This is a genomic window from Caballeronia sp. LjRoot34, assembly GCF_964253815.1.
In the GTDB taxonomy this organism is placed as follows: Bacteria; Pseudomonadota; Gammaproteobacteria; order Burkholderiales; family Burkholderiaceae; genus Caballeronia.
Genome location: NZ_CAXUSB020000001.1, coordinates 131,707 through 151,732, shown reverse-complemented (window position 1 = coordinate 151,732; position 20,026 = coordinate 131,707). Strand labels below are relative to the sequence as shown.

General features: G+C 60.8%; 16 protein-coding genes. 12 read left to right on the top strand and 4 right to left on the bottom strand.

The window, feature by feature from the left end; translation table 11 throughout:
- Positions 1 to 133 precede the first annotated feature (133 nt).
- Positions 134 to 1,099, top strand: a complete 966-nt coding sequence (locus tag ACSQ36_RS00675; RefSeq protein ID WP_436180580.1) for an NAD(P)H-dependent flavin oxidoreductase — start codon at positions 134 to 136, stop codon at positions 1,097 to 1,099.
- 142 nt (positions 1,100 to 1,241) lie between these two features.
- On the opposite strand, the gene ACSQ36_RS00670 is transcribed toward ACSQ36_RS00675, so the two are convergent.
- Positions 1,242 to 2,264 (bottom strand): porin, encoded by a 1,023-nt coding sequence (locus tag ACSQ36_RS00670; protein WP_436183055.1) that lies wholly within the window; start codon positions 2,262 to 2,264, stop codon positions 1,242 to 1,244.
- Positions 2,265 to 2,997: 733 nt separating this feature from the next.
- Positions 2,998 to 3,435 (bottom strand): hypothetical protein, encoded by a 438-nt coding sequence (locus tag ACSQ36_RS00665; RefSeq protein WP_436180579.1) that lies wholly within the window; start codon positions 3,433 to 3,435, stop codon positions 2,998 to 3,000.
- Between the two features lie 524 nt (positions 3,436 to 3,959).
- Between ACSQ36_RS00665 and ACSQ36_RS00660 the strand changes: the two genes are divergently transcribed.
- From ACSQ36_RS00660 to ACSQ36_RS00620, 9 genes are all read left to right on the top strand, one after another.
- Entirely contained in the window at positions 3,960 to 4,982 is a 1,023-nt protein-coding gene (locus tag ACSQ36_RS00660) for a bile acid:sodium symporter family protein (RefSeq protein WP_213764640.1), read from the top strand.
- A gap of 371 nt (positions 4,983 to 5,353) precedes the next feature.
- Complete coding sequence (locus ACSQ36_RS00655; RefSeq protein ID WP_436180578.1) at positions 5,354 to 6,397, top strand: acyl-CoA dehydrogenase; 1,044 nt, start codon at positions 5,354 to 5,356, stop codon at positions 6,395 to 6,397.
- Positions 6,385 to 7,161 carry a PIG-L deacetylase family protein gene (locus tag ACSQ36_RS00650; protein WP_436180577.1) on the top strand — a complete coding sequence of 259 codons (777 nt, stop codon included), beginning with the start codon at positions 6,385 to 6,387 and terminating at the stop codon, positions 7,159 to 7,161. The genes ACSQ36_RS00655 and ACSQ36_RS00650 overlap by 13 nt, the downstream gene beginning before the upstream one ends.
- Positions 7,158 to 7,793 carry a class I SAM-dependent DNA methyltransferase gene (locus tag ACSQ36_RS00645; RefSeq protein WP_436180576.1) on the top strand — a complete coding sequence of 212 codons (636 nt, stop codon included), beginning with the start codon at positions 7,158 to 7,160 and terminating at the stop codon, positions 7,791 to 7,793. The genes ACSQ36_RS00650 and ACSQ36_RS00645 overlap by 4 nt, the downstream gene beginning before the upstream one ends.
- A 244-nt stretch (positions 7,794 to 8,037) precedes the next feature.
- Positions 8,038 to 9,063, top strand: a complete 1,026-nt coding sequence (locus tag ACSQ36_RS00640; protein WP_213764637.1) for a LacI family DNA-binding transcriptional regulator — start codon at positions 8,038 to 8,040, stop codon at positions 9,061 to 9,063.
- The gene (locus ACSQ36_RS00635; RefSeq protein WP_436180575.1) at positions 9,060 to 10,328 is read left to right on the top strand and encodes an AGE family epimerase/isomerase; all 1,269 of its coding nucleotides are present in this window, start codon (positions 9,060 to 9,062) and stop codon (positions 10,326 to 10,328) included. The genes ACSQ36_RS00640 and ACSQ36_RS00635 overlap by 4 nt, the downstream gene beginning before the upstream one ends.
- 12 nt (positions 10,329 to 10,340) lie before the next feature.
- Positions 10,341 to 11,252: a carbohydrate kinase family protein gene (locus tag ACSQ36_RS00630; protein ID WP_436183054.1), complete on the top strand. Its 912-nt coding sequence runs from the start codon at positions 10,341 to 10,343 to the stop codon at positions 11,250 to 11,252.
- 88 nt (positions 11,253 to 11,340) lie between these two features.
- Positions 11,341 to 11,571 carry a hypothetical protein gene (locus tag ACSQ36_RS00625; RefSeq protein WP_158933979.1) on the top strand — a complete coding sequence of 77 codons (231 nt, stop codon included), beginning with the start codon at positions 11,341 to 11,343 and terminating at the stop codon, positions 11,569 to 11,571.
- 74 nt (positions 11,572 to 11,645) lie between these two features.
- Positions 11,646 to 11,891 carry a hypothetical protein gene (locus tag ACSQ36_RS00620; RefSeq protein ID WP_213764635.1) on the top strand — a complete coding sequence of 82 codons (246 nt, stop codon included), beginning with the start codon at positions 11,646 to 11,648 and terminating at the stop codon, positions 11,889 to 11,891.
- A gap of 20 nt (positions 11,892 to 11,911) precedes the next feature.
- Here the strand turns inward: ACSQ36_RS00620 and ACSQ36_RS00615 are convergent, their stop codons facing one another.
- Positions 11,912 to 12,565: a glutathione S-transferase family protein gene (locus tag ACSQ36_RS00615; RefSeq protein WP_436180574.1), complete on the bottom strand. Its 654-nt coding sequence runs from the start codon at positions 12,563 to 12,565 to the stop codon at positions 11,912 to 11,914.
- A gap of 250 nt (positions 12,566 to 12,815) precedes the next feature.
- Here ACSQ36_RS00615 and ACSQ36_RS00610 point away from each other — a divergent pair, with 250 nt between their 5' ends.
- Entirely contained in the window at positions 12,816 to 16,385 is a 3,570-nt protein-coding gene (locus tag ACSQ36_RS00610) for an indolepyruvate ferredoxin oxidoreductase family protein (RefSeq protein ID WP_436180573.1), read from the top strand.
- Between the two features lie 100 nt (positions 16,386 to 16,485).
- On the opposite strand, the gene ACSQ36_RS00605 is transcribed toward ACSQ36_RS00610, so the two are convergent.
- Positions 16,486 to 17,805 carry a sensor domain-containing phosphodiesterase gene (locus ACSQ36_RS00605; RefSeq protein WP_436180572.1) on the bottom strand — a complete coding sequence of 440 codons (1,320 nt, stop codon included), beginning with the start codon at positions 17,803 to 17,805 and terminating at the stop codon, positions 16,486 to 16,488.
- A gap of 432 nt (positions 17,806 to 18,237) precedes the next feature.
- On the opposite strand from ACSQ36_RS00605, the gene ACSQ36_RS00600 reads away from it, so the two are divergent.
- Positions 18,238 to 19,917 carry a Na+/H+ antiporter gene (locus ACSQ36_RS00600; RefSeq protein WP_436180571.1) on the top strand — a complete coding sequence of 560 codons (1,680 nt, stop codon included), beginning with the start codon at positions 18,238 to 18,240 and terminating at the stop codon, positions 19,915 to 19,917.
- Positions 19,918 to 20,026 lie beyond the last annotated feature (109 nt).

Sequence of the window (20,026 nt, the reverse complement as noted above, 5' to 3'; positions counted from 1 at the left end):
GGCGCATGCGCTTAAGCAACGCCCAAGTCCGGCGGCAATCGCCGTTCGCAGCTACCGTGCAGTTATTGTGACCCCACGCCAGATGGACGCACGCGTATCGCGGGCTTTCACATTCAATCAGGAGACTCGTGTCATGGCACTCCCCGCCGCTCTGCAACACCTCGCGCTACCCGTTATCGCTTCACCGATGTTCATCGTCAGTTATCCCGAGCTCGTGCTTGCGCAATGCAAGGCGGGTATTGTCGGCTCGTTTCCCGCGCTGAACGCGCGGCCGGCCGAGCTGCTCGACGAATGGCTCACGCAAATCGGCGAAGGAATCGAGGCGCATAAGGCGGCGAATCCTGGCGCGCCGGTCGGCCCGGTCGCGGTCAACCAGATCGTGCATCATTCGAACGCGCGGCTTGAGGCGGACGTGCGGGTATGCGTGGAACATCGCGTGCCGATCTTCATCACCAGCCTGCGCGCACCGGTCAAGGAGATGATCGACGCGGTGCACAGCTACGGCGGCATCGTATTGCACGACGTGATCAACCTGCGGCACGCCGAGAAGGCGCTGGAAGCCGGCGTCGATGGCCTGATCCTGGTTGCAGCCGGCGCCGGCGGACACGCGGGCATGATGTCACCGTTCGCGCTGGTGGGCGAAGTGCGGCGTATTTTCGATGGCCCGATCGCGCTGTCCGGAGCCATTGCCAACGGCGGCTCGATTCTCGCCGCGCAAGCCATGGGCGCGGATTTCGCGTATATCGGCACACGCTTTATTGCCACGCGCGAGGCGCATGCGCTGGAAGACTACAAGAGTGCGATCGTGGGATCGAAGGCCGCCGACATCATCTATACGAACCTGTTCACCGGCGTGCACGGCAACTACATTCGTCAGAGCATTCTCAATGCCGGACTCGATCCGGATGCGCTGCCGGCATCGGATAAAGCCGCGATGAATTTCGGCGACTCGGCGGTCAAAGCCAAAGCGTGGAAAGAAATCTGGGGCGCGGGACAAGGTGTCGGCCTGATGGACGACGTGCCGACGGTGGCGGAGCTCGTGTCGCGACTCAAACACGAATACGACGATGCAAAAACGCGGCTAGGTATTTCGCGATAAAGCCGTCCGGTGAGCGGCTGGTTCGCGGACCTCTTTGAATCGTCTTGCGCGCCGGACAACAAAAACGCCGCCCTAAGCCTATTGGCTTAGGGCGGCGTTGTTGCGTTGCCGGGAGCCCGCGCGTAATGCTCGCGGCCTTCGATCAGAACTTCGTGCGAATGCCGACGCCGTATGTATCGCCGCTCGACATGCTCGTGTACTTGTCGTTCAGGTACGCGGCATAGACGTCGGTGCGCTTCGACAGCGGATAGTCATAGCCGACCGCCCAGCTCTTGTGCGTCTGGTCGAGCCCGCCGTTGCTGCGCGAATACGCATACGACGCCATCACCGAACCCACGCCAACCGGAATGGTCACGCCGCCTTGGCCCGTGGTCACGTGGAACGAACCTGGATCGATATCGTTGTGCGTGTACATGTACTGCGCGAAGAACTTGACGTACTTCATGTCGTACGAAGCACCCAACTGGCCCACGCTCTGGCTCTTGTAACCGGCCACGAACGACGTCAGGTCACCCGGTGTTGCGCTGAAATTCACGTACTGATATACGCCGGTCGCCGCAAACGGGCCGTGGAAATACAGGAATTGCGCGCTGTATTTCTTCGCGCCGTTTTGTCCGGCCTGATTGCCGACGCCGTACATCACGCTACCCGACAAACCGCTGAAATCAGGTGTGGTGTACTGAACGGAATTATCCCAACCTGAATCGCCGACAACACCCTGGTCCGTCGTGTACGTCGGAAACGTGCTCTGACCGAGGAACACGTGATAAACCATCGGTGAGAACGTATACGAATCAACAAACGGGTTAAACAGAATGGTCGATACAAAAAGCTGCGTGGTCAGCCGGCCAGCGGTGACCGTACCGTACGGCGACTCGATACCGACATACGAATTGCGCGCGAAAAATGTATCGCCCTGAAAGCGGCCGTAATTACCGTTCTGCGCCCGAAAGAAGCTTTCCAACGTGAAGATCGCCTTATAACCGCCACCGAGATCTTCGCTGCCTTTCATACCCCAGTACGACGTCGACATACCCCCGCCACCTACGTTCCAGGCCGTCGGGCTGCCCGGGAATTTAGTGGCTCCCACCCATTCGTCGACCTGTCCATACAACTGGACACTCGATTGCGCTTGAGCGGAACTGGCGGCAAGCAAGCCGAACATGCCGGCAGTAACGGTAGCCTTGGCCGCGGCCTTAAGCACGCGGTTCACGAGTGGCTTCATGGACTCTCCTGTCGTATTAACGTTAAAACGGGATTCGGCGAGGGACATTGCCTCGCTTTATCGGACTGTTCTTATAAATGTCCGCTATGCATGCAGATGGCTTAGGGCGGAACCATCTTTACGGATCATTTTTCTGGACAAAAATAACTTTCCTTATGCTGTCTATAGCGGTTTGAATACATTGCGCGCGCCGAACTTTTATCGGCTGATGCAACGCGATACGAAAAGGACACTTGAAGGGGGAGTCGGCCTGCAAGACGATAGCCCGCGATGCTATATGCCACGGTGCACCCGGGCAATCTGGATTCCGGCAACAATAAAAATGCGATCAGAAACGCCAGTCGCATGCATTGTTAATGCGGCTAAATTTGAGAGGAATGGATACGCGCTTCGGGCGATGAACCTGTGGCGGGATTACGTCATTGCGACGCTTGCCATAGACGGGGGAATTGTTTTTTGTTTTGCACTCGCCAAGCTACTGGCTACAAGTCGAACCGGCTGTTCGAACTGATGGGTGAAGAACACGGCGAGAACTACGAGGGAGGGGCGGATTCTGGAGGTGCGGATTCTTTGAGGGGCGGCAGAGGCGCATTTCGTCTATTGATACCCCGTGCGGATTTGATTCATGCGGATGATCACGCGTTCGCCTGCCGCGCGCCGGGTACTTCAGCCATCAATTCCGATAGGCGGAGTTCGCGGGCGAGCGCGGGTCGTCGACTTGGCGGCCCGACGGACGCGGACTGCTGCGCTCTTCGTTATAACGTGCGATGTCGGCGCGGATCGATCCGCCGGCGCGCAATTGCGCAGCCTGGTCGGCACGCGGTCCACCACGCACTTCCGCGCTGATCGGCGTCAGGCCCGAACCTGCCGCAACGCGTTGATAACGGAACGACTGGGCACCACGCTCGACGTCGTCCACTCGCATTGCATGCCGGTTCACGGGATTCACAGCCTTCCATTGCCCTTGAGCCTGACCGGCGTTGCGGCTGAACATTCCGCCGTTGTTCCCGCCGGCGAAAGCCAGCGACGCACACAGCGTCGACGCCGCAACCAGACCGGCGGCAGCGGTGAGGATCAAGCGAGCGATAGGTCCAAATCGGGTGAGCAACATGTCGATACTGCGAATTGTCCGAGTCTGTTCGGGCGTGTTGGCGGAAAGTGGACACCGCCAGGCATCGCCGACCGGTCAATTGTCGGAGCATCAGGCCCGCGTTTCTTAACGCGCCTGCCGACCGGTCTGTCATTCAATTTATTGTGCTGCGCGACTGGAGTCGAGCCAAAAAGTGTTAGGTCTTCCTGAGGGTTGTAACACCATGTTACTTCACTGTTTTTTGGCTCATTTTGGGATGGCTTGCGGCACTTCCGTCTTATCAAATCCAGCTTGATTCCAGTTGCTGCCCAGTGGTCCGCAAACGATCCGTGGCGCGCTCTGCGTGCCCGTGCCGGATGCCCAAAATAGGTGACTCATGCGTTTGTTGAATTAATAGATCACTTAAATGAATTTGCATCTTGAATCGGTATGCGCTCAAAATAGCGATCGCGACGGTTTTCGCGCGCGTCCGTTCGCCTTTTTTGAAGGCACAAAATGTGATCGCCGAGAGTCGTCATGCACTTTCATGAACATGCGAATCCCTGATGACCCGCCCCAAGTTTCTCCCTGATAACTTCACTCTCGCACTCGTAGGCACGGTGATCCTTGCCAGCCTGCTCCCTTGCCGTGGCGCGGCGGCGGTCGGCTTCAACTGGCTGACCAACATTGCTGTCGGGCTGCTGTTTTTCCTGCACGGGGCAAAGCTCTCCCGTGAAGCGATCGTGTCGGGCATGACGCACTGGCGTCTGCATATCGTCGTACTGCTCAGCACTTTCGCGCTGTTTCCCTTGCTTGGCCTGGCGCTGAAACCCGTGCTCACGCCGCTCGTCACGCCCGCGCTGTATATGGGCATCCTGTTCCTGTGCACGCTGCCGTCCACCGTGCAGTCGTCTATTGCGTTCACATCCATTGCAAAGGGCAATGTGCCGGCAGCAGTTTGTGCCGCCTCGGCGTCGAGCCTGCTCGGCATCTTCATCACGCCCGCGCTGGTCGGTATCGTGGTAACCGACGGCAGCGGCCACGCCGGTTCGGCATGGCACACGGTCGGCAATATCGTGCTGCAACTGCTCGTGCCGTTTATTGCCGGGCAACTGCTGCGGCCGGTGATCAGCAAATGGCTCGACAAGAATCGCAGCATCCTGCGTTTCGTTGATCAAGGTTCGATCCTTCTGGTTGTGTACGTCGCCTTCAGCGAAGCGGTGAACGAGGGTATCTGGCACACCATTTCCCTGCAAACGCTTGGCGGACTTGTCGTAGTGAACGTGGTGCTGCTTGCACTCGCGCTGGGGGTCACAGCGTTTGCCAGCAAGCGGCTGGGCTTCAACCGGGCAGATCAGATCACGATCATTTTTTGCGGATCGAAGAAAAGCCTCGCCTCGGGGATCCCCATGGCGAAGGTGATTTTCGCTTCCCATGCAGTAGGCGCGGTCGTTCTGCCATTGATGCTTTTTCATCAGATCCAGTTGATGACGTGTGCTGTACTCGCGCAACGCTGGGGTGCCCGCGACACTTCCGGCGAGCAAGCGCCGCAGCCAGAAGGAGAAGGCGCCCGCGCGCAAGTCCGTTAGGTCAATTAGGACCGCTAGTAACCGCTGCGCCGATGCCGCGACTGGCAATAGCGTGAAAATACGCTGCATCACTGATTCTCCCGACCCAACTTACCCAAGCATGAAGCCGCCCCGCGCGGCTTTTTTGCTATTTGGAGCTCATTCAGGGGTTCTGTCGATTCGGCCTGAAGACCTATGACTTGATGCGGGAACTGGCAACAAACGCGTTTCGTTTCTTCACAACCCGTTTATTCACAACCCCTATGCCATCTGGCGGACTGGTGATCGGGCATGTGCCTTGCCACACTTGTGTCCATAAGCTGTTACTGGCACCAGGCAACGGACAACGACATGCCTGACTTCATCCACGCAAGCGGTTGGGAATGACCACCATGCAAGCAATGACTGGCGGGGCCGCGAGCGAATCCATTCTCGGTCCGTTTTTGCGTGAACTCCAGTTCGAGCGCGGCTCGGACACTGATACCGCTCGCGCGCTCCACGCCCTGATCGATGCCGGCTTTGATCGCCTGCCACTCCCCGGCCATGGCGCGACGCTCGAACGCTGGCGAATACTCGCGGCGGTCGCGGCGTGCGATCTCGCACTGGTCAAGCTGTTCGAAGGCCATACGGACGCGCTCGCAATCATGGCTGAACTAGGCGAGGGGCATGTCCCGGAATGCGGTCAGACGTGGGGCGTTTGGGCAGCAGAGCCGCCCGCGGCACGCCTCGCCGCGAAAGCTGCGTCCAACCCAACCAGCGTCACGTTGCACGGTACGAAGGCCTGGTGCTCCGGAGCGGCCTCGATTACCCATGCCCTCGTCACGGCCTGGAACGAGCGGGACGAGCCAATTCTCGTCGCAGTCGATCTCCGCCAGCCGGGCGTGCGCATCACGCGTGATGGCTGGATGGCGGTCGGCATGTTGGCGAGCGCGAGCGTGGACGTCCATTTCGATCACGCTAAAGCCAACTGCATCGGCGCGCCGCGCGCCTATCTGGAGCGCGCGGGTTTCTGGCACGGCGGCGGCGGGATCGCTGCATGCTGGTTCGGGGCGGCTGCGGCAATCGGGGAATTCGTCAAACGGGATGCCGCGCGCCGCGCCGACGCGTACAAACTCGCCCATCTGGGCGCTATTGACACGGCTCTCTCCGGCACGGCCAGCCTGCTGCGCGAGGCGGCCGCACGGATCGACCGCGAGCCGCAGGCGGACGCCATGCCCGATGCCTTTCGAGTCCGCCTGGCCGCAGAACGGGCGGCGGTTGATGTCGTCGAGCGGGCCGGCCGTGCGCTGGGCGCCGGGCCGCTCTGCCGTAACCGCCATTTCGCCAGCCTGATGGCCGATCTACCTGTCTTTATCCGGCAGAGTCATGCCGAACGCGACGAAGCCGCACTTGCTGAACGACTTATCAATGGGGAATGCGGCACATGGAACCTGTAGTAACTCACTCGGCAAACGACCGCGCTATCAGAGGGAATGGCACGCCCGAAGCAACCTGGCAAAAGTCCGGGCTGCTTTCGAGCCTGCCCGAAGTCGATCCGGCGATCCTCGTGCCGCCCGGTGCACGCGCCGTGATTGTTGCGCCGCATCCAGACGACGAGGTTCTGGGCACGGGCGGCCTGCTGGCGCAACTGTCGGATCTGGGTCGCAAGGTGCTGATCATCGCCGTGACGGACGGCACTGCGAGCCATCCTGATTCGCCGGAATGGCCCAGAGCGAGGCTCGCCGCGGCCCGTCCGCAAGAAACGCGCGACGCGCTACAACGTCTGCGCATGAGGCACGTCGCGCTGGTGCGGCTGCACCTTGCGGACGGCGGTGGAGAAACGTTCGAGCCCGAACTGGCGGAAGCGTTGAAAGTCCATCTCGAACCGGGCGACATTGTGTTCGGAACCTGGCGTTTCGATGGCCATCCCGACCACGAGTCGGTCGGCCGGGTTGTGATCGCCGTGGCGGGTGCGCTTGACCTGCCGTTCGTGGAAGTCCCTGTATGGACGTGGCACTGGGCGACACCCGAGGATTCCCGCGTGCCCTGGAGCCGTGCGCGCCGCATCGTGCTGGATGCGGCAACGCTTGCCCGCAAGGTTCACGCGGTCCAGGCGTTTCGGAGCCAGATCGAAGCCGACAACTCGACGGGTCGCGCACCCATCCTGCCCGAGCATGTGCTCGAACGTCTCACCCGGCCCTATGAGGTCGTGCTGATATGACAGTGGGCCGGAGCACGCAGGAACCGAACGCGCAGGAACCCGACGCGCAGGACTATTTCGCCGGTCTCTATCAACGCAGCAACGACCCCTGGCTACTTCGTGACCGCTGGTACGAGCGGCGCAAGCGCGCGTTGACGCTGGCCGCCCTCCCCGACGAACGTTACCGTCGTGCGTATGAACCCGGTTGCGCGAACGGCGAACTGACAGCTGAATTGGCGTCTCGATGCGAGATGCTGCTCGCAGCGGATTTGAATCCAGCCGCGGTCGAACTTGCCCGCCAGCGAGTCGCGCATCTTCAGCACGTTCGGGTCGAGCAGCGCGCCATGCCCAACGAGTGGCCGGATGGCGAGTTCGACCTGATCGTAATCAGCGAGGTGGCGTATTACCTGAATGAGGCGCAACTGGCGGAGCTGATAGCTAAGCTGACCGTTTCGCTCGCCGAGGGGGGAACGCTGATCGCCTGCCATTGGCGGCGGCCGATCAAGGGATGGCCGCACTCAGGAGATCATGTACATCGAGAACTTCGCGCAAAACTCACGCTACCGCTTCTGTCCTGCTATCGGGACGATGACATGGTGCTCGACGTGTGGTCATCGAATGCGCGATCCGTGCATCAACGGGAGGCGCGCTAGCGCTCGCCAACACATATTAAGTTGAATTTTCCATCACATTTACTAAACAATAAAGCTAACTGAAAGTCTTATTGACAAAGAGATTGCGGGTTTTCTCTAGGTTCCTCAGGCAAGTTTTCGCGCGGTTTTACTATACAATCGCCGAAATTGTGCAAACTGACGTCGTTAGTAAACACGTCAAGTGCGTACAACGCCTCAGCGCCGATAAACAACAAATCTACGCAATGCGGAGACGAGAAACCCGATGGCCACCACCATTCGCGATGTCGCGCGCGCAGCCAGTGTGTCAATCGGCACCGTATCGCGAGCGCTTAAAAACCAGCCGGGCTTGTCGGAAACCACGCGTGAACGCGTGGTGGAAGCGGCGCGACAACTTGGCTACGACGCCGCTCAGCTTCGCACCCGAATCCGGCGCGTCACGTTCCTGCTTCATCGCCAGCACAATAATTTCGCAGTCAGCCCGTTCTTTTCCCACGTGCTGCATGGTTTCGAAGAAGCCTGCCGCGAGCGACGGCTGGTGCCGTCTGTACTGACAGCCGGCCCGACGCATGATCTCGCCCAGCAGATGCGCCTTCACGCACCGGACGCCGTCGCGGTTGCGGGATTTATCGAGCCCGAGCTGCTGGCTCATCTGCGTTCCATGAACCGGCCGGTCGTACTGATCGATTTGCGCGCGCCGGGTTTCCGCTCGGTCAACGTCGACAACGCGCGCGGCGCCGCGCTTGCCATGCAGCACCTGTTCGCACTCGGGCGCAAGCGGATTGCATTCATTGGCGGATCGCTGGCGCACTACAGCATCTCCCAGCGCGCAATGGGTTATCGGCTGGCGTATTTCGAAGCAGGACTACTCTTTAACCCGACGCTCGAAGTCACCACGCAGCCGGCTATCGACGCCGATGTGGCTGCCGCCGACGCCATGGAGCGCCTGATCGCGCAAGCGCGTGCTCAATCCGCACCGCTGCCTGACGCCGTTTTCGCCTATAACGATGCAGCGGCCCTCGCTGCCATGCGCGTCTGTCTCGCGCACGGTTTGCGGGTGCCGGAAGACATCGCGTTTGTCGGTTTCGACGATATCCCCGCCGCAGCCCAAAGCACGCCGCCGCTCACCACCGTCACGGTCGACAAGGAAGCGCTCGGGCGGCGCGGCGTGGAATTGCTGCTGGAAACCGCTCAGAGCCACGACGACGCGAACACCACCGACACGCTCGTGCCCGTGCGCCTCATCCCTCGCGCGAGCTCGGCCATAACACGGACACACACACCGGTATGAACTCAACCGCTTTGCACGTGGCGCGTTCGGCAGAGCCGGACTTTCGCAGCCGCGATTTCCTCCTCGATCACGTTCGGCACACGCTGGCGTTCTACGCGCGAACCGCCCGTGATGACTCGGGTGGTTTTTTCCATTTTTTCAAAGACGACGGCACGGTCTACGACCGCACCACGCGTCACCTTGTCAGCAGCACGCGCTTCGTCTTCAACCACGCGATGGCGTTCCGTCATTTCGGCGGCCAACAGCATCAGGACAATGCCCGTCACGCATTCGCATTCCTGCGCAACGCGCATTGGGACTCGGTGAATGAAGGCTACGACTGGGAAATCGAATGGCGCGACGGTGCGAAACGTACGCTCGACGGCACGCGGCATTGCTACGGCCACGCGTTCGTTTTGCTGGCGTGCGCGCACGCGGCAATGGCTGGTATTGACGAAGCCAAACCCTTGATCGATGAAACCTTCCAGTTAATGGACAAGCATTTCTGGGACGCCGGCGCCGGTCTATACGCCGATGAAGCCACGCCCGACTGGCAGTTGTCGTCGTATCGCGGGCAGAACGCCAACATGCATGCGACCGAAGCGTTGCTGGCCGCGTACGAGGCGACCGGCCACGTGCTGTATCTGGATCGCGCGGAGAAAATTGCCGGCAACATCACCTTGCGCCAGGCGCGGTTGAGCAATGGCCTCGTCTGGGAGCACTTCAACGCCGACTGGTCGGTCGACTGGCATTACAACGAATCCGACAGTTCCAACATCTTTCGCCCGTGGGGTTTCCAGCCCGGCCACCAGACCGAGTGGGCGAAGCTGCTGCTGATCCTGGAGCGGCATCGCGCGTTGCCATGGCTCGCACCACGCGCCATCGAACTATTCGACGCCGGTTTCAACCGCGCGTGGGACGACCAGCACGGCGGCCTGTATTACGGCTTCGGCCCTGACGACACCATCTGCGACCACGACAAATACTTCTGGGTGCAGGCAGAGACCTTCGCCACCGCGGCGTTGCTCGGCAAGCGGACCGGCCTGGAGCGATTCTGGGATTGCTACGACGAACTCTGGCGTTATAGCTGGGCACATTTCGTCGATCACGAATATGGCGCGTGGTTCCGCATCCTGACCTGCGACAACCGCAAATACGGCGACGAAAAGAGTCCCGCCGGCAAGACCGATTACCACACGATGGGCGCGTGCTACGAAGTGCTGAACGCGATACCACTAACCGACGCGCCCCGGCAAAACCGCGAGACAGCGAAAGAGACGAGCTAAACCGTGAGTACGATGACCTCCAATTCAACTTTCCCCCAATTCGTCTCGGCCGGCGACATCCTGACGGACCTGATCCGCACCGGGCCGTCAGACTGGCTGTCGCGCCCGGGTGGCGCGGGTTGGAATGTCGCACGCGCCGTCGCGCATCTTGGTTTGCCTACAGCATGTGCCGGTTCGCTAGGCACGGACAATTTCTCCGATGAACTCTGGGACGCCAGCGTCGCGGCCGGCCTCGACATGCGCTTCATGCAGCGCGTAGAGCGGCCGCCGCTGCTGGCGATTGTCCACAAGACGCAGCCGCCGACCTATTACTTCATGGGTGAAAACGGCGCAGATCTCGCCTTCGATCCCTCCCTTCTGCCGACCGGCTGGATGGACTCGGTGAAATGGGCGCACTTCGGCTGCATCAGCCTCGTGCGCCAGCCGCTTGGCGACACGCTCGCCCGTCTCGCCGCGCAATTGCGCGAGCACGGCGTGAAGATCAGCTTCGACCCGAATTATCGAAACCTGATGGAGCATGACTACGAACCAACCTTGCGCAAGATGGCAGCGCTTGCCGACCTGATCAAAGTCTCCGACGAAGACCTGCAAAAACTCTTCCCATCCCTACCGGATGAAGCCGACGCCCTCGCCGAGATTCGTGCGATGAACCCGCAAGCCACGGTGCTTGTCACGCGCGGATCGGCTGAAGCCACGCTGCACGTCGGCGACGAAAGCTGGCAGGCACGCCCGCCAAAAGTCGATGTCGCCGATACAGTCGGCGCCGGCGATGCGTCCATTGCCGGCTTGCTCTATAGCTTGATGACCCGCGCCGGCGGCTGGCCCGATCATCTGCGTTTTGCGCTCGCGGCGGGCGCGGCGGCGTGCCGGATGTCGGGGGCGCACTCACCATCGCTGGAAGAAGTGGAAAATTTGCTGGCCTGAAACGTGCGCCTACGGGTCAATGAGAGACGGTCACACGCTAGATAAATACGCGTGCTAGCATCGTTTCAACCTTTGCCGGAGGTGCATCATGGAAGACACGATCTACACGAAAGGCATCTACACCGCGACCATCGGCGCGCACGCCGTAGACGGCGGCGAGTTTCGAGGCGTTGTCACGCTGGTGCGGGACGACGGCGAAGACGGCGAGGATTCCGAGCCCAAACAGTACGACGTCGCGGCCACTTCCCTGTCCGAAGAAGAGGCGCTGGAAGAAGCCCGCGCGCTCGCGCACCGGATCCTCGGCGAACTCGAGTTGTGAAATGACGGCGGCGCGGAGATTGCTCGCCGCCGCTGCTGCTGCTGTCGTCACTTCGCTTGAACGGGAGAACCACCATGCCTGAACAACTCTTCCTCTACGGCGTCTACTCCATCCACGTTCGGCCCATCGAACTACAGGGGACGCGCTGGGACGCGGAATACGAAATCCGTCATCTCGACAAAGCCGTGCAGCCGTGGAAAACCGTTGGCGGCGATAACGGCTTGTCGACCCCCACCGACGCCATTGATGCCGCGCACGTCCAAGCCGTCGCGGACATTGAAGCCGGTGCGGGCATTCCCAAGCCCAAGACCTTCCCTTGACGCCCGAGCCCGATACGACCTCAGGGCTTCAGACTCACCGTTCCCGTCTGCTGCTGCGAGACGGCTGACGGCACCTTCTGCGCTTCCTGTTTATCGATCGATACCGCGCGTTCGTGCGCCTCCCGCGACGTCGCGCGTGCCACATAATCCGACAACACGCCTCCCGGCTCGATCAGCTTCGCCATATAGGCGATCTGCAGCGTGCTCGAAACGAGGATGTCGGCTGCTGTAAAGCGTTCGCCGAGCAGCCAAGCGCCGTCGGCCAACGCCGATTCAATCGCCTTTTCCACGCGGCCCAGATCGCCCCAGCCGAAACTCACGCTGTTGCCCGGTGCGCCCGTCATCCGTTCTGCCATTGCCGGCTCAAGACAAGCGCCCGTGAAAAACATCCATTGGAGGAAACGGCCTCGCAACGGATCATCAAGCGAGACGCCCAGCCCCGCTTGCGGGTATTTATCGGCGAGATAAAGCAGCACCGCGCCCGATTCCGCGACGCACACGCCGTCGTCATCCAGCGCGGGCAACTTCGACATCGGATTCACCGAACAAAACGCCGGCGCGTTCTGCTCGCCCGCCCGAATGTTCACGTAGGCGAACTCATACGGCACGCGCAATTCCTCAAGCATCCATAACGCGCGAAACGCACGCGTCTTCGGCCAGTAGTAGAGCTTCATGGGCGAATTCCTTTTTGTGGCGCGGCATTGTCAGGGAGCGTCCAGATTACCCGCTCCTGGTGGTTTCGAGACGCGGGTTAACCACACGTTAGCCATTCGGCAGGTGATTTCCACTCATCCATCTCAATAAAGATCGATTTCGTTTCTGCTACAAGCGTGCGATCACGAAGAACGCAAAAACCTTCCGGTTATGTCGAGGAAGAATGGCGACATCCTCTCAATTCATCGATAAAACGCCGGAGCCTCATCCATGAACGCGCGTGTGCCTTTTTCAGATAACCCTCCTCTAGCCAGCTACCAACTCACCGATAACCTCAACGCCGCGCACGGCCGGATCTTCCTCACCGGCACGCAGGCATTGGTTCGGCTTGTCTTGATGCAACGCCAGCTCGATCGCGCCGCCGGGCTGAATACAGCGGGTTTTGTCAGCGGTTATCGGGGTTCCCCGCTGGGTATGGTCGATCAGCAATTGTGGAAGGCGAAAAAACTCCTCGCGTCGCATGACGTGCGTTTTCTGCCTGCGATCAACGAGGAGCTTGGTGGCACCGCCGTGCTTGGCACGCAGCGGGTGGAATCGGACCCCGAGCGGACGGTGGAAGGCGTCTTTGCGATGTGGTACGGCAAGGGCCCGGGCGTGGATCGAGCCGGCGATGCGCTGAAGCACGGCAACGCGTACGGTTCGTCGCCGCACGGCGGCGTGCTGGTCGTGGCGGGCGACGATCATGGCTGCGTGTCGTCGTCCATGCCGCATCAGTCGGATCAGGCGATGATCGCCTGGCATATGCCGGTGGTGAACCCATCGAACATCGCCGATATGCTCGAGTTCGGTCTCTACGGCTGGGCGTTATCGCGTTTTTCGGGCGCGTGGGTGGGCTACAAGGCGATATCGGAGACGGTGGAGTCCGGGTCAACTGTTGACCTCGACGCGTTCCAGACCGTGTGGCCCGCGCCGGAGGGTTTCGTCCCGCCCGAAGGCGGGTTGCACAATCGCTGGCCCGACTTGCCGAGCTTGACGATCGAAGCACGTCTTGCCGCAAAACTCGACGCCGTGCGGTATTTTTCCAAAACGCATTCCATCGATAAATGGATCGCCCCGAGTCAGCACGCGAACGTCGGCATCGTCACGTGCGGCAAAGCGCATCTCGACCTGATGGAAACGTTGCGCCGGCTGGATCTGAGTGTCGATGACCTCGATGCCGCCGGCGTGCGCATCTATAAAGTGGGTTTATCGTTTCCGCTGGAAACCACGCGCCTCGATACCTTCGTCGAAGGTCTCTCTGAGGTCTTGGTGATCGAAGAAAAAGGGCCGGTGATCGAGCAGCAGATCAAGGACCATTTGTATAACCGGACACAAGGCGCGCGGCCGATCGTGGTCGGCAAGAACGCGCAGAACGGTGCAATGCTGCTGAGTGCGCTCGGTGAACTGCGCCCATCGCGCGTGCTGCCTGTCTTCGCGGATTGGCTCGCGCGGCACAAACCCGCGCTGGATCGACGCGATAAAGTCGTGGATCTCGTCGCGCCGAAAATCCTCTCGAATGCCGCCGATGCCGTCAAACGCACACCGTATTTCTGCTCCGGCTGTCCGCACAATACATCGACGAAAGTGCCTGAAGGATCCATCGCGCAAGCCGGGATTGGCTGCCACTTCATGGCGTCGTGGATGGAACGCGATACGACGGGCTTGATCCAGATGGGCGGAGAAGGCGTGGATTGGGCATCGCATTCCATGTTCACGAAAACGCCGCACGTGTTCCAGAATCTCGGCGATGGCACCTACTTTCACTCAGGAATCCTTGCGATCCGGCAGGCGGTTGCGGCGAAGGCCAACATCACGTACAAGATCCTGTACAACGACGCCGTCGCGATGACCGGCGGCCAGCCCGTCGATGGCAGCATTTCCGTGCCGCAAATCGCGCGGCAAGTTGAGGCGGAAGGTATTGCCACGCTCGTCGTAGTCAGCGATGAACCCGAGAAATACGACGGCCATCACGATCAGTTTCCGAAGGGCACGACGTTCCATCATCGGCGCGAACTCGACGATGTCCAGCGGCGCTTGCGCGATATCAAGGGCGTTACCGTCCTCATCTACGATCAAACCTGCGCGGCGGAAAAACGACGCAGAAGGAAAAAAGGCGAGTTCCCCGATCCCGACAAGCGCTTGTTCATCAACGAAGCCGTGTGCGAAGGCTGTGGCGATTGTGGCGTGCAGAGCAATTGTTTATCGGTGGAACCGGTGGAAACCGAACTCGGACGCAAGCGCCGTATCGACCAATCGTCGTGCAACAAGGACTACTCGTGCGTGAACGGTTTCTGCCCGAGCTTCGTCACGCTTGAAGGCGCGAAGCTCAAGAAAGCCGCCGGCAATGTATTCGATCCCGAAGCGCTCGCGGCACGCGTCGATGCGTTACAGGAACCCAGGCTCCCACTCGATAACGCGCCGTACGACATTTTGATTACCGGCGTCGGCGGCACGGGCGTGGTGACGGTCGGCGCGCTGATCAGCATGGCCGCGCATCTGGAGGGCAAGAGCGCGTCCGTGCTCGACTTCATGGGCTTTGCGCAGAAAGGCGGCGCGGTGCTGTCGTTCGTGCGCTTCGCTTCCACCGATGCACTGCTGAACCAGGTGCGCATCGATACCCAGCAAGCCGACGTGCTGCTCGCCTGCGATATGGTCGTCGGTGCGAGCGCTGACGCGCTGCAAACGGTGCGGCATGGGCGCACGCGGATTGTTGTGAACACGCATGCGATTCCGAACGCGACGTTTGTGCAGAACCCCGATGCGAACCTTCACGCTGGGTCGTTGCTGGAAAAGATGCAACACGCGGCGGGCGCGGAACGCATGAATACGTGCGACGCGCAAGCCTTGGCGACACGTTTTCTCGGCGACACGATCGGCGCAAATATCCTGATGCTGGGTTATGCGTGGCAGCTTGGACTGGTGCCGGTCTCCCATGCCGCGTTGATGCGCGCGATCGAGTTGAACAATGTCGCCGTGCCGATGAACAAGCTGGCGTTTGCTATCGGCCGGCTGGCTGCGGCGGATCTGGATGCGCTGGAAGCGCTGCGCAAAGCTGCTGTTACGCCGCGAGTCGAGATGGCTGCGATGCCGTTGGATGTGTTGATCGCGGATCGTGAAGCACGGTTGCTGGCTTATGGCGGTTCGAGTTATGTGACGCGATATCGGGCATTGGTTTCGGCCGCTGCGGCACATCACAACAATGCCGTGACGCGCGCGGTGGCTTCGACGTTTTATCGGCTGCTGGCGGTGAAGGACGAATACGAAGTCGCGCGGCTTCACACCGATCTGGCATTCCGCGCTGCGCTCGAAGCGCAGTTCGAAGGCACGGCGGGTCAGGATTTCGCGGTGAAATTTAATATGGCGCCGCCGGTTTTATCGAAGGCGAAGAATGGTGGGCAACCTCGGAAGATGACGTTTGGGCAATGGTTGTGGCCAGTGCTTGGGGTGCTGTCGAAGGTTCGCGGATTGCGTGGGACAGTCATTGATCCGTTCGGCAAGTCGCTTGAGCGAAAGATGGAGCGCGAGCTTCCTGGAGACTACGAAATAACTATTCGACGCGCGCTTGAAGTGCTCACACCCGATAACGCTAAGGATATCGAAACGCTTGCGCTGATGCACGAACGCATTCGCGGTTATGGACACGTGAAACTGGCGAATCTGTCGATGGTAAAGCGGCGCGAACGGGATCTGGGGGTGAAGTTGGGGATCGAGGTGGAGACAGGGCGGTATGTGAAGGCGTCGCTCGATGAGGTCAAAGGTGCCGGCGCGTTGAGGGGAATTCCGGTGGTGGTGGCGAAGTGAAGACCGTACCCTAAGCCGCTCAGTAGCCGTGCAAGAATGTAAAAAAGCCCGCGAGCGATTCACGGGCTTTTTCTTGATGTCGCGAAAACAGAAACGCCCCCTACTCGTCCTCCTCCGGCATCCAGTCGATATCCCCACACAGCACGCACCGTTGTCCGCCCATGCGCGTCTCGACCGACAGCGTGACGCACGGCAAAGCCTCATTAATCGATAGATACGGCTTTGTCACATGCACCCTATCCGGGTCGCCCAGCGCCGCCCGAAAATACGGCCGCCGCAACCAGTTCGCCCCCTGCGCATCGATCAACGGCAACAACCGCGCCTCATGCGCCGCGCGATCGGCCCTGAGCACGACATTGCGCCCAGCCTGGCGCCCGTTGGCATCGAGGAGAAAACACCGCGCGGCGTTATCCAGCGCGAGGAAATTCCAGCACACCTCCTCCAGCGGCTCCCCCGCCGCCAACCGTTCCGCCGCACGCTCGAACGCTCGCACATACGGCTGCAGCCGCGCCGCCACGCGCCGCTCCTTCGCCTCCGTCTGCAAGCGGAAACGCTCGGTCAATTCGCTCATCAACGTGTGCGCCTGCACAGCATCGGCGAGACCAGGATTTGGCCGGCCGAAGAAAAAACCCTGCACGAAGTCCGCACCGCTCGAGAGCGCCAGTTGCGCCTCGTGCTCGGTCTCCACGCCTTCGATCAACACCAGCTTGCCCGCCTCGTGCAGTAGCGACACCACGCCGCACAGAATCGATTCCATGTTGCGCCGATGCTTCAAGTGGCTCGTCCCATGAACGGAATGCGCCGAGTGCGCGGCGTGTGACAACATCACGCGATCCAGCTTGACGATATCCGGATCGAGTTGCCAGATCCGTTCGATATTGGAATGCCCCGCGCCGAAATCATCGAGCGCGATCAGGAAGCCATGCTCGCGAAAATGCTGCACGGCGTCCGCGAGCTTTTCGATATCGTCGGCGCGTTGCTCCAGCACCTCCAGCACCACGCGGCGCGGCTCGATCTGCAAGCGCTTGAGATTCGCCAGCAATGCGGCCATGTGATACGGCTCGGTCAACGCCCCCGGATGCACGTTGAGAAACAACCACTCGTTCTCCGTGCCAAGCACATTGAAATTCTCAAGATGCAGCGCCTGCGACAACCGGTCGACCTGCATCGCCTCGCCCACGCGCGCGGCCTGGCCGAATACATCGAGCGGCGACACCACGCGATCAAGCGCGTCGTGCGCTCGCAGCAAACCTTCGTAGCCGACTGCCCGCATATGCGACAGGCTGAACACCGGCTGAAACACGCTCGACAGCGTCCATGCGCCATGCGCGACCGAATACCGGTCGAACCCTGACGTCACGCTCAGTTCGAATGTCCGCGGCGAGACCGGTTTCACCTTGTCAGGATTCGCTATTACCATCTTGCCTTCCCTGTCCGGATGCCCGCATTTGATCCTCGTTCATGCAACCGGTCATAGCCGCGGTCATCGCCGATCAACGCAATCGATTGCGCTCGACATCGCACAACCGGCCCCCTCTGTCCTGGTTTCATACACTGCCCTCGTTTATCTTCAAGCGGAATCTACCCGTCCCGTCCCCTTCGATAAAGCAAGCTCCGTGCTCACGCAAGTCCACGCGTTTCCTGAGCGCGCGCCGGCATGTGCACCGCCACGAGACGCCGGGTTCACAGCACAGCGTACGAACGCACCAGGACAGTGCAAATCGTAGCGCAAGTTCCAGCGCAGCCGAGTCTTCAAAACACCCTTGAATCACGTCCAAGCTAAACTTTGCCCCTTCCTCGTTAAAAGGAGCGTCGCTGCTGACTCGTCGCGCTCCTGCCGGATCCCGAATCTATGGAAATCGTTTTCACTGTCTTGATCCTGATGCTGGCGGTCGCCGTGTCCGGTTTCGCCACCAGCCTGTTGCCCAACGCGCTGCCCTTCACGCTGCCGCTGCCGCTGATCCAGATCGCGATAGGCGCGTGTCTCGCGTGGCCGGGATTCGGCCTGCACGTCACGTTCGATCCCGAGCTATTCATGATGCTCTTCATCCCGCCGCTGTTGTTCGCGGACGGTTGGCGCATCCCGAAACGCGAATTTTTCATGCAGCGCCGCGCGATCCTGCTGCTCGCGCTCGGCCTCGTATTCATGACCGTGGGCGCGCTCGGCTGGTTCCTGCATTTCATGATCCCGGCGATGCCGCTGCCGGTCGCATTCGCGCTGGCCGCGGTGTTATCGCCGACAGACGCCGTTGCGCTCAGCGGCATCGCCGGCAAGGGCCGGATTCCGGCGAACCTGATGCACATCCTGGAAGGCGAAGCGCTGATGAACGACGCGTCCGGCCTGGTCGCGCTGAAATTCGCCATCGCGGCGGCGCTGACGGGCGTGTTTTCGTTGCGCGCGGCGGCCATCAGTTTCGTGCTGATCGCGGTGGGCGGCGTAGTGATCGGCGCGGCAATCAGTTGGCTCGTGACATCGATTCCAGGGCGGATCGCGAAGCTGTCCGAAGACGACGATCCCGCCGCCGGCGTTATCCTCACCCTGCTGATTCCGTTCGCGGCGTATCTCATCGCGGAACGGTTCGGTTGCTCGGGCATTCTCGCGGCGGTATCGGCCGGGATGATGATGAACTTCCAGAGCCTGCGCGAGGGCATTCCCACGGCGGCGCGAATCCGCATGACCAGCACGTGGACGATGATCGAGTTCGTGTTCAACGGCATGGTATTCATCCTGCTCGGGCTGCAGTTTCCGCACATTATCGGACGCGCGTTGATCGAGGCGCATCACGACGGTCTCCAGCAAGTCGGCTTGCTGCTCGGTTATGTGGCTGCGGTGGTGATCGCGTTGTACGGGCTGCGTTTCGCGTGGGTCTGGGTGCTGCGCTGGGTCGCGAGCCGGGGCGCCGCGAAACACGGCATGGCGAACGCGGTGCCGGGCGCGCGCACCGTCGCGATGACGACCATCGGCGGCGTGCGCGGCGCGATCACGCTCGCGGGCGTGCTGTCGTTGCCCGAGGTGCTGCCGAATGGATCGGAACTGCCCGGACGCGATCTCGCGGTCTTCATTGCATCGGCGACTATCCTGATGTCGTTGCTGATTGGCGTGATCGGTTTGCCCCTGCTGCTGAACGGCCTGAAAAAGCGCGGTGATCCTCACGCGGCCGAGGAACGCATCGCGCGCCGGCATGCGGCGCAGGCCGCGATCCGCGCTATCGATACCGCCCAGGAAAATCTCAGCGAGCAGATGGACGAAGCGGCGTCTGCCCGCTGCACGGATACGGCCGCGCGCGTGATGAGTTTGTATCGGCGGCGTCTTGAAGGGCTTGGCGAAGAAGAGGAACCCCGCCGGGCTGCGCGTCAAAGCGAGATGGTGGAGACGAAGCTGAAGATGGCCGCATTGAGGGCGGAGCGCTCGGAGTTGCTCAAGATGCGCACGCGGCAGGCAATCAACGATGAAACCTTGAACAAGCTGATGCGGGAAATCGATTTATCGGAGACGGCGATTGTGAACCGGAAGAAAGGCAGTAGCGCGTAAACGACGTTTCGACGTTTCGACGTTTCGACGTTTCGACGTTTCGACGTTTCGACGTTTCCTGTTCATTACTTCATGGCGATCCGCCACGCCCGGAACCGCTCGTTCCGGG

Excerpts from the sequence above, each read along its gene's own strand:
- ACSQ36_RS00600 (WP_436180571.1), top strand. The coding sequence starts at position 18,238 with ATGGAAATCGTTTTCACTGTCTTGATCCTGATGCTGGCGGTCGCCGTG.
- ACSQ36_RS00660 (WP_213764640.1), top strand. The coding sequence starts at position 3,960 with ATGACCCGCCCCAAGTTTCTCCCTGATAACTTCACTCTCGCACTCGTA.
- ACSQ36_RS00635 (WP_436180575.1), top strand. The coding sequence starts at position 9,060 with ATGAACTCAACCGCTTTGCACGTGGCGCGTTCGGCAGAGCCGGACTTT.
- ACSQ36_RS00665 (WP_436180579.1), bottom strand. The coding sequence starts at position 3,435 with ATGTTGCTCACCCGATTTGGACCTATCGCTCGCTTGATCCTCACCGCT.
- ACSQ36_RS00670 (WP_436183055.1), bottom strand. The coding sequence starts at position 2,264 with ATGTTCGGCTTGCTTGCCGCCAGTTCCGCTCAAGCGCAATCGAGTGTC.
- ACSQ36_RS00615 (WP_436180574.1), bottom strand. The coding sequence starts at position 12,565 with ATGAAGCTCTACTACTGGCCGAAGACGCGTGCGTTTCGCGCGTTATGG.
- ACSQ36_RS00605 (WP_436180572.1), bottom strand. The coding sequence starts at position 17,805 with ATGGTAATAGCGAATCCTGACAAGGTGAAACCGGTCTCGCCGCGGACA.
- ACSQ36_RS00645 (WP_436180576.1), top strand. The coding sequence starts at position 7,158 with ATGACAGTGGGCCGGAGCACGCAGGAACCGAACGCGCAGGAACCCGAC.
- ACSQ36_RS00640 (WP_213764637.1), top strand. The coding sequence starts at position 8,038 with ATGGCCACCACCATTCGCGATGTCGCGCGCGCAGCCAGTGTGTCAATC.
- ACSQ36_RS00630 (WP_436183054.1), top strand. The coding sequence starts at position 10,341 with ATGACCTCCAATTCAACTTTCCCCCAATTCGTCTCGGCCGGCGACATC.
- ACSQ36_RS00675 (WP_436180580.1), top strand. The coding sequence starts at position 134 with ATGGCACTCCCCGCCGCTCTGCAACACCTCGCGCTACCCGTTATCGCT.
- ACSQ36_RS00625 (WP_158933979.1), top strand. The coding sequence starts at position 11,341 with ATGGAAGACACGATCTACACGAAAGGCATCTACACCGCGACCATCGGC.
- ACSQ36_RS00620 (WP_213764635.1), top strand. The coding sequence starts at position 11,646 with ATGCCTGAACAACTCTTCCTCTACGGCGTCTACTCCATCCACGTTCGG.
- ACSQ36_RS00610 (WP_436180573.1), top strand. The coding sequence starts at position 12,816 with ATGAACGCGCGTGTGCCTTTTTCAGATAACCCTCCTCTAGCCAGCTAC.
- ACSQ36_RS00650 (WP_436180577.1), top strand. The coding sequence starts at position 6,385 with ATGGAACCTGTAGTAACTCACTCGGCAAACGACCGCGCTATCAGAGGG.
- ACSQ36_RS00655 (WP_436180578.1), top strand. The coding sequence starts at position 5,354 with ATGCAAGCAATGACTGGCGGGGCCGCGAGCGAATCCATTCTCGGTCCG.